Annotated in this window: 12 protein-coding genes and 1 pseudogene; 2 read left to right on the top strand and 11 right to left on the bottom strand. The window is 35.7% G+C overall.

All coding sequences use genetic code 11. From position 1 onward, the window contains the following. Positions 1–310 precede the first annotated feature (310 nt). Positions 311–1,699, bottom strand: a complete 1,389-nt coding sequence (locus MKZ14_RS03730) for an aldehyde dehydrogenase (RefSeq protein ID WP_103117506.1) — start codon at positions 1,697–1,699, stop codon at positions 311–313. Positions 1,700–1,909: 210 nt separating this feature from the next. On the opposite strand from MKZ14_RS03730, the gene MKZ14_RS03725 reads away from it, so the two are divergent. Then, entirely contained in the window at positions 1,910–2,065 is a 156-nt protein-coding gene (locus MKZ14_RS03725) for a hypothetical protein (RefSeq protein ID WP_004224556.1), read from the top strand. Positions 2,066–2,111: 46 nt separating this feature from the next. Here MKZ14_RS03725 and ssuE read toward each other — a convergent pair whose 3' ends face one another. The 8 genes from ssuE to MKZ14_RS03685 form a co-directional block, all read right to left on the bottom strand. Then, positions 2,112–2,645, bottom strand: a complete 534-nt coding sequence (ssuE, locus tag MKZ14_RS03720; RefSeq protein ID WP_048392005.1) for an NADPH-dependent FMN reductase — start codon at positions 2,643–2,645, stop codon at positions 2,112–2,114. Between the two features lie 162 nt (positions 2,646–2,807). Further along, positions 2,808–4,145 (bottom strand): dihydrolipoyl dehydrogenase, encoded by a 1,338-nt coding sequence (gene lpdA, locus MKZ14_RS03715; protein WP_269898991.1) that lies wholly within the window; start codon positions 4,143–4,145, stop codon positions 2,808–2,810. A gap of 202 nt (positions 4,146–4,347) precedes the next feature. Next, entirely contained in the window at positions 4,348–6,429 is a 2,082-nt protein-coding gene (locus MKZ14_RS03710) for a catalase (RefSeq protein ID WP_333006603.1), read from the bottom strand. Between the two features lie 126 nt (positions 6,430–6,555). Beyond that, a complete protein-coding gene (locus MKZ14_RS03705; RefSeq protein WP_016993453.1) occupies positions 6,556–7,131 on the bottom strand; it encodes an RloB family protein in 576 nt (191 codons plus the stop codon). After that, positions 7,128–8,405 carry an ATP-binding protein gene (locus MKZ14_RS03700; protein WP_312123773.1) on the bottom strand — a complete coding sequence of 426 codons (1,278 nt, stop codon included), beginning with the start codon at positions 8,403–8,405 and terminating at the stop codon, positions 7,128–7,130. The genes MKZ14_RS03705 and MKZ14_RS03700 overlap by 4 nt, the downstream gene beginning before the upstream one ends. A gap of 410 nt (positions 8,406–8,815) precedes the next feature. Further along, positions 8,816–9,265, bottom strand: a complete 450-nt coding sequence (locus MKZ14_RS03695) for a hypothetical protein (RefSeq protein ID WP_016995334.1) — start codon at positions 9,263–9,265, stop codon at positions 8,816–8,818. 493 nt (positions 9,266–9,758) lie between these two features. Beyond that, complete coding sequence (locus tag MKZ14_RS03690) at positions 9,759–10,325, bottom strand: hypothetical protein (protein WP_333006604.1); 567 nt, start codon at positions 10,323–10,325, stop codon at positions 9,759–9,761. Positions 10,326–10,342: 17 nt separating this feature from the next. Then, positions 10,343–10,927 (bottom strand): matrixin family metalloprotease, encoded by a 585-nt coding sequence (locus MKZ14_RS03685; RefSeq protein ID WP_016995337.1) that lies wholly within the window; start codon positions 10,925–10,927, stop codon positions 10,343–10,345. Positions 10,928–11,695: 768 nt separating this feature from the next. Here MKZ14_RS03685 and MKZ14_RS03680 point away from each other — a divergent pair. Beyond that, positions 11,696–11,917: pseudogene (locus MKZ14_RS03680) on the top strand (tyrosine-type recombinase/integrase); the annotation flags it as partial. 79 nt (positions 11,918–11,996) lie between these two features. Here MKZ14_RS03680 and MKZ14_RS03675 read toward each other — a convergent pair. Together MKZ14_RS03675 and MKZ14_RS03670 are read right to left on the bottom strand one after the other, a co-directional pair. Further along, entirely contained in the window at positions 11,997–12,938 is a 942-nt protein-coding gene (locus MKZ14_RS03675) for an NAD-dependent epimerase/dehydratase family protein (protein WP_016995340.1), read from the bottom strand. A gap of 177 nt (positions 12,939–13,115) precedes the next feature. Next, on the bottom strand, positions 13,116–13,643 hold the full coding sequence (locus MKZ14_RS03670) for a YceI family protein (protein ID WP_333006605.1): 528 nt from the start codon (positions 13,641–13,643) through the stop codon (positions 13,116–13,118). Between the last annotated feature and the right edge of the window lie 150 nt (positions 13,644–13,793).

Genomic DNA, 13,793 nt, shown 5'->3' with positions numbered 1-13,793 from the left:
CCTCCAATCAATCTCTACACTCATGTCATCATTCTTAATAATCGACAAAAAACGACAATATGAAATCCCCCACGTTCTATTGAACTTATTTTACTACTTATTTCATGATAAATAAAATGCCTCTCTAGTGTTTTTTCAACGAAACCGCTTTCATTTGAGGAAAAAATCATGTTTTCTTCAAATTTTCATTTATAATCACCAATCGGCATTTTTCGACATAACGAGAAAAGGTTATTTAGAGAACACTTGTCTATGCATGGTAAGCTTATAGTTACAATGGAGGCATCAAGAAGATACCTCCATTGTTAAACTATTTCATAATTGAGCGCACAATTTTCACTTTCTGTTTATATGGCGGGAACAACACATTTGTCTCCAGCTTGGAAGATTTCTTCAAGATAGATTTCGGGTGAGTAAAGTTTTCAAAGCTCGCTTTGCCATGGTATGCTTTCACACCTGATGGACCTACACCACCAAATGGTAAATGTAAATTTCCAACATGTGTGATGGTGTCGTTAATACATCCCCCACCAAATGGTAATTCTTCTAAAAAGTATTGCATGGCTTTTTCATGTTCTGAGAAGAAGTATGCCGCTAAAGGCTTTGGTAATTGCCGGATTTGATGAATGGCAAGTGGCAAATCATTATACATCATAACAGGTAAGATAGGACCAAATAGTTCTTCCTGCATGGATGGACTTGTCCATTTTACATATTCAACTATTGTAGGTTCAATATATAAATCATCCCGATCTATTCGTCCACCATATGTAATGGCATCACGTTCGTCCACAATTATTTGCTGTAAACGATCAAATTGTTTTAAATTAACGATACGTCCATAATCAGGGCTTTTTAAAGGATTTTTGCCATAAAACGAACGGATTGTTTCTTTTAATATTTTCATAAAACGGTCATAAACGTCTTTGTGTACAAGCAGATAATCAGGGGCCACACATGTCTGTCCAGTATTAGTAAATTTACCCCACACAATCCGCTTTGCTGCTACCTCTAGATTTGCTGTTTGATCGACAATTGCTGGACTTTTGCCACCAAGCTCTAACGCAACTGGTGTCAAACGTTCTGCAGCAGCTTTTGCTACTACTTTACCAACGGCTACACTACCTGTAAAAAAGATATAATCGAAGGAAGCATGAATAAGAGCCGTAACCTCTTCCTTTTCGCCTTCCACGACACGTACATATGAAGACGGGAATGTTTCCTCAATGATTTTTTTCACAATGACTGCTGTGTGTACAGAGGTTTCTGATGGTTTGACGATTGCTGTGTTTCCTCCAACTATGGCGCCAATCAGTGGCTCCATTACAAGTTGGAATGGATAATTAAATGGCCCAATAATTAACGTTACGCCATAGGGCTCACGAACAATAAAGCTCTTGCCCATTTGATATTGTATTGGTGTTTTGACTGCTTCTGGTTCCATCCATTCTTCTACATGTTTTACCATATATGAAATACTATCTAATACAATGCCAATTTCTGTTGCATACGCTTCAAATTCACTTTTACGAAGGTCTAAGTAAAGCGCATTTAATATTTCCTTCTCATATTTCAAAATTGAAGTTTTTAATTTCTTTAATTGCTCTTTTCTAAATTTCACACTTTTTGTAGCACGTGAAAAATAAAATTGACGTTGCTCTGTAATCATATTTTCCACATCTTTTGACGTAAAATTCATCAATAAAGCACCCCTTTTTTTAAAATGGCATACATAGTTTTTTCATTTTGAAACAAACTATCTTTGTCTATACGATACAACATCGAGAGGCAAAAATCCTCTTTCTACATCGAGGGGGTGAAATAGCAATATGTGAAATGAAATGTTTTAGTTTTTTCATCTCGGGAAATATACAACTACATATTAAAACCGAAACGGGGGCGTAGATGAATGACAACAACAACAGGAACATGGTGGGAGTCCATTTTTTCTGGACCATTATCGCATGGAATTTGTGAAGAAAAAATATTGCTATTGCAAGATGAGGCTTTCTTATATCTCTCTACAATACCTGTGGAGAATGAAGAAAATCCAGAAGGAAATTAAAAAATAACGCATTATAGGATGCCCCTATAATGCGTTTTTATTTATTCTAATTAACAATGAATGCTTGCTGCAACTGATTTAATTGTGCTTCAAGTCTACTGATAGCCTCTTCTTCTATCGCAAAGCCGCCCTCTTCCAAACGTATAATTTGTTTATCTACAATGTAAACAGAATTGGTAATGGAAGTGGCTCCTAGTACAGCTAATACTGGCTTTAATGCATATTCCAATGCCAACAAATGACTAATCGAACCTCCTACAGCAATGGGGAGTATAGCCTTATCGAGCAAGGCTTTTTGCGGTAGTAGATCCAAGTAAGTCTTCAAAATACCTGTATAGGATGCTTTATAAATTGGTGTAAGGATGACAATAAAATCTGCTTCCTTAACATGCTCATTTTCAGACTGTATTTGCTTACTAGAAAAATTCGCTGTTAATAAATCTGTAGCTGGGAGCTCATGTATATAATTTGAGTGAACCTCTACTCCTTGTGCAATAAAATGATTCTCCACCTTTTCATGAATGGCGGTAACTCTAGAATTTTTCGAATTACTTCCATTAATAATGACTGCTTTTGTCATCTTGCCCACTCCTTTTAGCAATGTTATAAAAAAGGCCCCTATTCTACAAATCGATGAAACACCGTTTTGTAAAATAGAAGCCTCTAGATGTCTAGTTAACTTAAATTCCTAGTATTCTTATAAAATTAATTTAACATAAATTTCTAGAATGTCAACAGCTTTTTATTGGTGTATTGCTTTCCCAAACACAGCTTTAGCCACATCTCCAATATGCTCCGATACAGTAGGATGTGGAAAAATCATATGTGCAAGTGTTCGAGCTGTACCCCCAGCATTTTTTGTTGCTAATAGTGCATTAAGTATTTCTGTTGCACCATCAGCTACTACACAAGCCCCTAAAATTTGCCCATTATCCTTAGATGAAATTAGCTTGACAAAGCCTTCAGTATTCCCCTCCATTAATGCCTTTGGGTTTGTTTGTAGTGGCATTTTCGTTACAATGTACGGTGCCTTGACTTGCTCTTCTAGTAAACCAAATGTAGCAATTTCAGGGTTTGTATAAACACAACGTGGAATGCTTGTTTGATCAATTGGTATTGGTTGATTTCCTACAATATAATCGACAACGTAAATTCCTTCAGCACTGGCAGAATGTGCAAGTTGATAACCACCCACTAAGTCACCTATCGCATAAATATTCGGCAGGCTTGTTTCAAAATGCTCATTAACAGCGATTAATCGACCATCAAAAGCTAATCCTAGTTGCTCAGCAATTTCTATATTGGGACGACGTCCAGTAGCAAATAAAAGGTTTTCATATGTATAAGATCCTTTAGATGTATGAATGATATTACCTTCAAATTTTTCAAAATGAAAATCTGTCACAAGTTCAATACCAAATTTCTTCATCTTTTCTCGAATCAGCGGTCTTGCTTCCGCCTCTTCCGTTTGTAAAATATCCTCGCTATGATTAAGCACTGTTACCTTTGTACCAAGTGGTGCTAAACTAAACGCCATTTCAATGGCAATTACGCCCCCGCCAATGATTGTTAGCTGTGCTGGAAGCTTGTCTATCTCAAAAAATGTGTCCGTCGTATGGTAGGTGGATGTCTCTAACCCTTCGAATCGTGGAACAAAGGGTTTACTACCTGTCGCTAAAATTATATCTGATGCCATTATCGTCTCATTCCCGATAGTTATCGTTAAGTCCTTTACGACTGAAGCTTCACCACGATATAAAGTTATATGATTATTGATAATATATTGCTCAAGGTTTGTTAGTAGTTCATGAATAATTGTATCTTTCCGTTGCATTAGTCGAGGAAAATTAATTTCCACTTTAGGCACTTCTATTCCCCAGCTATTCCCTCTTTTTATTTCCTGCACAAGTTTACTATGCTCCAATAAAATCTTTGATGGAATGCAGCCAACATTATAGCAGGCTCCTCCCAATTTATCTCGTTCGATGAGTGCTACTTTTTTGCCATTCTTGGCTGCATGTATGGCAGCCACATAGCCACCTGGTCCCGCTCCAATAATAGCAATATCAAAATTTTCCATAATTTTCACCTCATGTACCACCATATCATTTGCAAATTTTGAATGCAATGACAGACATAGTAAAAGCCTTTCATTACAATGAAAGGCCTTTTGACTTATTTATATACGTTTATGAGCATTCGTTTCTCTTTCGCAGGTATAAGGCTTTCTCTCCGCGGGTATTTGCTTCTCTTTCATGAGTATTCGACGCTCATTGATCTTTTTAATAAATATTTCGTTGCCAAAATCGTTGCTGGGCAATGGCAGCTACAAACTTTTTCGGAAAATCTTTATTACCTGTAGCTAAAACGATTCCTGGCCCTACATTGGCATTCGACATATTGAAGAAGGTTGTGCCAGTTGCAGCAAATCCTATAGGCTTAAAGTGGCGATATGCTTCATTTATATAATTGACGATATAAGTATTGAATTTCGCCTGATTACTTGCCTTTACTCCAACAACATATAATGAGTCAAATAATACAGCATCGGTTGTAATAAATGTGTCAGTAGCCGTTAATTGCACACCATTATTCCCTATTACCACACCTAGTCGATCAGAGATTATGCTATAGCGAACACCTTGTCTTGTTAAATATTTCAATACTTCCCCGACTTCATTTGCATCAAAGCCATCACCAATTAAGACGCCTACTTTCAACGTATAGGGTAATTTAACGGTATTGGCTTGACTTAGTGCAGGTGAAGAGGCCGTTACTTTAGACTGCTCGCCATTAGGTCGATTAACACCAACGTTGTCTGCCACTGTGGTAGCCATTACTTTATCCACATGAACAAACATATCCACTACTTGCTGTCGAACAGATTTACTTTTCACTTTTCCTACTTCGAAGCTAAAGGCATCGATAATGTGTTGTTTTTCAGGTGGAGACATGCTGTTCCAAAATAGCCTTGCTTGTGAAAAGTGATCGTCAAAGGATTTACTACGTGCTCTTGTGATTCGTCCCTCAACCTTTTCTTCATAATGAACATAACCGCCTTCTTTTGCAGTAGAAGTAGCTGGTGTATTATTTGCTAATGAATTTTTATGATAGCTTACCCTGCCTAAATTAATGGTCTGTCGACTAAAGCCATTACGTTGATTGTTATGCACTGGGCAAATCGGGCGATTAATAGGGATTTCTGCAAAATTTGGTCCACCTAAGCGAATCAATTGTGTATCTAAATAGGAAAACAATCGACCTTGTAGTAGAGGATCATTCGTAAAATCTATGCCAGGTACAACATTACCTGGATGGAAGGCAACTTGCTCTGTTTCAGCAAAGACATTATCCACATTGCGATTTAAGGTCATCTTTCCAATTTTCTTTACAGGCACTAGCTCCTCTGGCCATAGCTTTGTCGCATCTAAAATATCAAAATCAAATTTAAATTCATCCTCAGGTTCTAGTATTTGTATACCTAACTCAAACTCTGGATAATCTCCAATTTCGATGGCTTCCCATAAATCTCTACGTTGAAAATCGGGATCCTTCCCTGCAATTATTTGAGCTTCATCCCACACAAGAGAATGCACTCCTAACACAGGCTTCCAATGGAATTTAACAAATCTTGATCTACCTTTGTCATTGACGAAACGGAACGTATGCACACCGAAGCCTTCCATCATACGAAAGCTTCTAGGAATTGTTCGATCAGACATATGCCACATAATCATATGAGCAATCTCTTGGTTATTCGCTACAAAATCCCAAAACGTATCATGAGCTGAGGCTGCTTGTGGCATATCATTGTGTGGCTCAGGCTTTACGGCATGAATCAAATCGGGAAATTTAATGGCATCCTGAATAAAAAAGACAGGGATATTATTACCGACTAAATCATAGTTCCCCTCATCCGTATAAAATTTCGTTGCAAACCCACGTACATCACGAGCTGTGTCCATCGAACCTAAGCTCCCTACCACTGTCGAAAATCTGACAAACACCGGTGTTTTCTTTTTCGGGTCCTGTAAAAATTTCGCCTTCGTATACTCTGACATGGATTCATATAGTTCAAACTCGCCATGTGCTGCAAAACCTCTGGCATGTACAACACGCTCTGGAATACGCTCATGATCAAAATGGGTGATTTTTTCTCTAAGATGAAAATCCTCCATAATTGTCGGGCCACGAACACCTGCCTTTAACGAATCTTCATCATTGGACACCCTTAGTCCCTGATTCGTTGTCATTTTCGTGCCCTCATTCTCGACACGAAACGGCTCAAGTTGATGATCCTTTGCGTTTCCTTCTACATTTTTGGATTGATTCGACTTTGAGTTATCCACGCAATCCCCTTTCATACATGTACTGAATTTCGCTCCATATACACTATATGTTTTTGAAAAAGAAACATGCCTTCATTTAGACAAAGCCTTATGTAAAGATAAAAACAGGCTTCTATTTGTTAATAGAAAACCTGCTCCATTTTAAAATATGTATCGTATCATTTCATGTATGTTACAGTATGGGTTGTCACGGCTCTCTGTCTCTCGGAGGGCCATCATATCTGTGCAATTTTTAATTGCTACCTCATGTCGTAATGCAATGGGGGCTATGATGGATTCATCAGCCTTATGCCGAAAATAACGACTCACACCAAGATGCTGTTCCATTTTGTCATTTAGGACAGCCCGGGGGTATTTTTCTGTACTGTCGACTTCCTCAAAATGCAAGAGTAACCACAATTCAAATGCTTCATTTGTATAGGCAATATGAATATTTTTTTCCTCACAAAATTGATTTACTTCCTCTAATTGCTTTTCGGTTAGATCATCCTTATCAAAAACAATCCAAACCTCATCAAAGTATTGATAGCTGGAATCTCTATAAGCATGTTGGGCCAGTTTGATCGCTGAACGTTTAACGTTTTTTATTTTGACGCTAACCATCTTAGAGCGCTTTAAAATACGCATTTGTTCAAAATAGATGCGTTCTGTTTCACCTTCACAATAAATTAAAATGGTTTTACGCAGTGTTCGGCTCCCTTGTTGACGTACTCTCACTGCTCAGATACCTCCGCTTCTTCTAAGTATTGTTCAGATAAATACTCATTAATAACAGGTGTTGCACCAAATTCCCCTTTCATATAGCGTTTCGCATAAGAAAGATCTCCACGTTTCTTTTGTAAATCTGCAAAATCAAATAAGGAGTATAATTCCGATTCATTTTTAAAACTTTTATTAACAAACCAAATTTGATCGGAGCGTAATGGCTGATCAAGTAATTCTATTTCATGACTCGTCACGACGAATTGATTACTGCTATTGCGTTTACTATTCATAATAGCCATTAAAAACTCACAAATCGATACATGGAATGCTGTGTCGAATTCGTCTATAAAAATAGTTTTTCCTTTATTATAAGCATCTACCATCACACAGGCTAAATGCAGCATTCGCACTGTCCCCTTAGAGTCCATTGTCCAATTAATTGTTTCTGTCCCTATCGGTGCACCTGCTTCATCAAACGATAAATAATGTAGATCAATATCTACTTCTTGAATCACTTCAGATGAATCAAACTCATAGCCAATTGTATTTTTCTCTCTGCGTTCCACACGTCTAGCAGTGACATCTTGAATGGAGAGGTCTGCAATCTTTAGAAGTTTAATCACTTCCTTTTTAAAGGGCTCCTCTTCAAGTTTACGAATAAGAGGATGATTTGATAACCGATTTGCTTCATCTAGGAAAAGAATTTTATGTAAAAACCAATCGAATATCTTTAAAGCGTCTGGATCATTAAAAACATGTAATACTGATAGAAAGGCTGTATTATTACGTGTATATTTTGTCAATTCCTGTGAAGCTGTTTGAAATGTTTCATAAGAATATTCTGTACCATCCCATTGTCTGACAAATAGTTCTTCCTTCAGTGACTTGTTCGTTTTCACAAGACGTTCATAGAGAACTTGAGAAGCATTATACTGTATTTCATAATCATATAAAGCGCCGTCCAAAAAAAGCGATATCATAAACTCGGTTGGTTTGTCTTGCTGACTTCCTAACTTAAACGGTTGATAGGGTAAACGTAACTGCTTTACATTATTTAAGTTTTCAAAATTAAAAAGCAAGGATCGTAATACTTTAATAGCCGTAAAAAGATTAGATTTTCCGCTTCCATTTGGGCCAAAAATAAATGCACTTTTTACAAGACGTAGTGTATCAAACTGAATTGTATGGGTGTCCTTCCATTTTCGTAGGCGACTTCCCGCTACCATTGAAAACAACGTATCATCTTTATAACTTAAGCAATTTTTTACTCTAAAATCTACAAGCATATGTAAGCCTCCGTCCACAACCATTTCTTTAATGAATTATTATACTATAGACATAGAAAAAGACATATTACGCAATGTAATACTAATTGAATGCAAAACATCGCTTTAAATACCTTAAATTCAGTTATATCAAGGGTTTCCAACTTATATATGTTAAAATAATTATGCAGAATAAAGCATAATGGAGTATGCTTTTGGGGCTAAGTGGGGCTAGATTGGGACCAATGAATTCAATAATGGCGGTTAATGAGTAGGGCTAGATAAATGTAAAAACTTGGATTAAAAATATACGACGAACATGCGTACAAAAATGTCTGAGTTGGATTGGGGTTAATAAACTGTACCCTATAAGATAGACACTTAAAAAAGGTCATCTTATAGGGCATTTTTGTTTATTATGACCGTGACCTTTATTTATTTTTTACTTTGCTTTTAACTTCAAGATACATAATCATAGAAATAACTATTACAAATATAGTTAAAATCACTAGCGCAAGATATTTAATTTTTTCTATGTTTGAATCTAAAGGTAATGAAAATCCATCCATTTTTAATAAAGTAAGATAAGAAAAAAGAGTAGAAAGCCCTGCTAATAATAAGCTAACCATTCTGCTATATGTCCTAGTATTCTCTTCTTCTTTCAATTTATAATTAGCTATTTCCGTATTATCAATTTCGTCATTTATAAAATGATACTTTACTTTTTCAATTTCTTTAGAATAGTTCTCCTTATCATCTTTTGGTAAAAAACTTGAATCTAAAATTTCTTTAATCAACATATCTAATATACTTACTATATCATCTGCATCTTTTAATTCTACTTTATGCTTTGTGCATGTTGCTAAATAATAAGATCTCATTATACTTAAAACTTCTTTTGTAACTTGTCTTATATTTTTCTGATAGTCTTTATTATTTTTAATTTATTCATCCAATTTGTTATAAAGTATACTATCACGCCTGTTACAATACTTATTACCCATGCATTGTTAAATACCATCAATATTGTTTTCATTTTTTCCTCCAGAGAATATTATAATGAATGGAGTTATATGTAAATGGTAGAATTATGAGGAAATTTAAAAAGCCACATCTGGTTATTGTGACTACGTATTACTTATTCTTCCTCTATTCCGAAACCTATTTTACATTAAAAACGCTATAACCTTGGGGTTGCAATAGGAGCAATGTCTGGATGTCCCACAGGAGCTTTCTCGAGCATAATAAAAGGACTTACAGTTATGAAGAATAATCACATTGCAAGTCCTATCATATTAAACTATAGCTCAGTTACTTTAATAACAATTTTAATTTTATTTACGAAATGAACAATTTGATAAAGTAAAGATTACTTTATTCATATTTTGCTCTAATTTTTTTGTGTAATTCTTCAAATTCCGAGCCAGCTTCTAAGTTGGTTGAAAATTCCTTGCTCGGTTTAATCATTGCTTTTCCCTGATCTTTTCCTGCAATCATGAACTTTCCATCTTCGCGCTCTACTAAAAACATGATGTATTCTTCTTCATCAGCCATCTTGGTATATTGTTCGGAAATAACCTCGAGCTTCCCAATAGTCTTATTTTCGCCAATTGCATATGGCTCAAGGACAGTTAACTTATCACCAATCTTTACTTCCCCCTTTATGGGTTTCGTAATTATAACCTCACGTTCGGTCCAATACCACAGTGGTAATCCATCATTGTCATATTCCATATGATTTATTACGTTTGGTGTTACACGGACAGTTGCGATAACATCTGAATCATTTTCTATTTCAGAAACCTCTTGGTATATCTGCATATCAGAACGGGATATGATGGTACTTTTTAAAGTATTGTCGAGATAGACAAACGTAGCATAGCCGACAGCGATTATAGCTAATAATACAATTAATCCATATTTAGTTTTTTTGTTTACCATTAAAATATTCCCCCTGTCTATTTCCCATATATGGCTTTTAGGCCATTTTTGTCATCCGTCTGGGTTACACTATAATCAAGATCTCCTTGAAGCATGATGGCTGGTGATGTATTAGAGTGATCTAATCCAAGAGAATGACCAAACTCATGTCCTGGTGCCTTGTATTGCCATTTTTCAGATATATTTTTATATACTGGTTGATTAATCCTTATTCTTGACATTTCATAAGTGCAATCCCAACATGCAACATAGTTTCCAAAGAAATCAGTTTTGTAGTTTAGGGCATCAGCTACACTTGTATCCCCTGTGTCACCTGCATAAATTTTTATATCTACATAACCCGATGTAACAGGTGTAAGTTTCACCTTTGTCGATACATTATTCCATTGAGTGGCCCCATAATCAACGCGACCTCCATAACCATAACTACCAACAGAAGCATCTTTCCAATAAGTTAAATTAGCTGCACTAACGGCACTCCATTTACCATTGGGGCCATTTCGAACATAAGCATATGCTTGTGTTGCAGAGATAATAACAAATAATGTTGTAATAAAAACGACCAATATACTTCTATTCTTCTTCGTTAAAATTGTAAACATCCCCCATATATGTTAGTAAAATAAAGATATTAATATACTAATTTATTATTGTTTTATAGTAAATGGGTAATAAGTATTTAAATAACAGTATCCTTAAACCATTACAAAGAATCGTGTTAATAGACACTTGTTTGGGTCAAGACTTCAATAAATTATTGTGATTGTTCTCCCACTATCTTTCACTTTGAGAACACCCCTTCTCCACCAAGTCTTTTCTCCCTCTTATGCTGCTGCATATCTAGGAGATACGCTGTTCTCATGAAAAAGAGACTACCAATTTAGTAGTCTCAATTGCTTGTTTCTTCACAAGACGTACAAGCGAACGTACAAATGCTTGTTTCTGACATACACGTACAATTAATGGATATAAAAAAACACCTACCGAAGTAAGTGTTTTATGGCTATCTTATATTAATGGGGTAACCTTATTTAACTCTAGTTGTTTTTTATAAATAGTTCTATCAGTATTTGCTAAAAGTAGTTCTACTTTTAGCCTTGAAATTTCATCCTGTAGGTCTAGATACTTTTGCTCTCAAACATCCGTTGTAGAACTATATTGAACGTGTATCTGTGCCCTTTTAATGGGTTATAGCGATGTACTCCCCTTACACAATGCATAAGCGTCACGTAAAGCTTAGGAAAGCTGTAGTGCTTGTAAAATTTGTGGATTGGTCTGTGATTTCATTTTAATTCTCGCTTGAAAATCTTGAAGGTATTTTCGATGTACTTCTTTTTCATTCAATTAATTACACCTCCCTATGTTTGGAATCGCTTCCTAAAATAACTGTACATGGTTTACGTCATACACACTGTACCGTTTTGTTGAATAGAGGAGTAAATGTGAAGGTAATAGCTGAAAGATTGGGTAACACGCCTGATATGGTTTATAAAGTATATGGACATGTTTTGAAAGAAATGGAGACTGAATCTGTATCTTTATTTAGTCAAAGTTTACAAACAAGTGGGGCTAAAAGTGGGGCCAATCAATAAAAAAACAGGCTAGAAACATTCATACAACAAGGTTTCTAGCCCATGCAACATATTACGCAATGTAATATGCCTTTAAACTTTATCCACTTTTTTGTTGAATTTCTGCTAATGTTTCATTTTGTAGCGCGTGCAGTGTACGTTCAATGCCTTCTGCAAAAGAAATTTTAGGCTTCCAACCAATTGCATTCGCTAATTTATCATTATTTAAAAATGAATGCTCAATATCTCCTTCTCGTGCTGGGGCATATTGAATTTCTAGTGGATGATTTAAATGTTGGAGCAGTAAGATGACTTGGTGAATAGACCAAGCCTCATTAGTGGATACATTATACGTACCTTGTAAACGCGCTGATACACCTGCATAAATAGCATCAGCAATATCATCTACATAAATAAAATCACGCGTTTGTTCACCATCACCGTAAATTGTAAATGGTTTACCTGCTATACTGCTTTTTAACATACTTGGAATCACGGCCGCTTCACCTTGCATTTGCTGTCCTGGACCGAAAACATTGGCAAACCTATATATGAGAACGGGCAAACGATAATCTTTTTGCCATTTCTCACAGTAGGTTTCGCCAATGCTCTTATTTAATCCGTACATAGATATTGGTTCACAGACATCGGATTCTTCTAATGGTGGATAGTGACTATCTCCATAAACAGCTGCTGAGGAGGCAAAGACAAAGTGCTGTACCTTATACTTAGATGATAAAAAGAGCATTTGGCTAAGCCCAACGATATTTGTCAAAATATCCTTTACTGGCTCCTGGATAGATTGCTGCACGCTCGTTTGCGCTGCACAATGGACGACCACATCAAAGTTTATTTCCTTAAAAAGATGCTCGCAAACCTCATCTTCAACATTTAAAAGATAGGATTTATGCTCAAAGTCAACATTCCGTAAATGCCCCGTACTTAAATTATCAATAATATAAATCGTCGCATCTTCTTCAAAAAAGCGCCTACCTACTGCACTACCAATAAAACCATAGCCACCTGTCACTAATACATTCATCCTATCGCCCCCAAAAACAATATGATGATTTATATGCAGTAATTACTAAAAATATGCAAGAAACTTATTTGTTGGTAATTTTTCTCAAATTCTTTTTACTAGTTTACAAGTATCTATTTTAAGCTATATAAAAAGCATGTTTGAAAATTATTTCAAACATGCCCTAGCTATCTATTTTTAAGCTGGATTAATTTCTAATTCAACCGTTATTTTAATATCTTTCCCAACAAGGACCCCACCAGTTTCTAATGCCGCATTCCAAGTTAGACCAAAGTCTTCACGATTAATTGTTGTTTCAGCTTCAAAGCCGTATACTTCTTGACCCCATGGATTTGTGCCTTTTCCATTAAATTCTGTATCAAACGTTACTGATTTTGTAACGTCTTTGATTGTTAAATCACCAGTTACTGCATATTCATCGCCTGCTTTTTTAGCAATGTTTGTAGATTTAAACGTAATCGTTGGATATTTTTCTGCATCAAAGAAATCTGCTGCTTTTAAATGATTATCACGATCTTCGCTACGTGTATTAATGCTTGCTGGGTCGATTGTAAAGCTAATGTTAGCAGTTGTTAAATCTGCAAGATCTGCTGCCTCAATATCTGCTGAGTAACTGTCAAATACACCCTTAACTTTTGATACCATCATGTGTTTTACTTGAAAGTTAATTGCTGAGTGTCCTAAATCAATGTTCCATTTTGCCATTATAAATTCCTCCAATTGGTTGATTTTATCTCGATTTCGAGATATATTTTAAAATATGAAGCAACTACATCTTTTATGTTACCCAAAATGGGATAGGATAAACATTTGTAGTTACTTATTTGTTTACATCTTAGCTTATGAAAAGTTTTT

The organism is Lysinibacillus sp. FSL P2-0066 (assembly GCF_037969495.1).
Lineage (GTDB): Bacteria > Bacillota > Bacilli > Bacillales_A > Planococcaceae > Lysinibacillus > Lysinibacillus boronitolerans.
The sequence above is the reverse complement of the archived record's forward strand: the minus strand, read 5'-3'. Positions and strand labels throughout refer to the sequence as shown.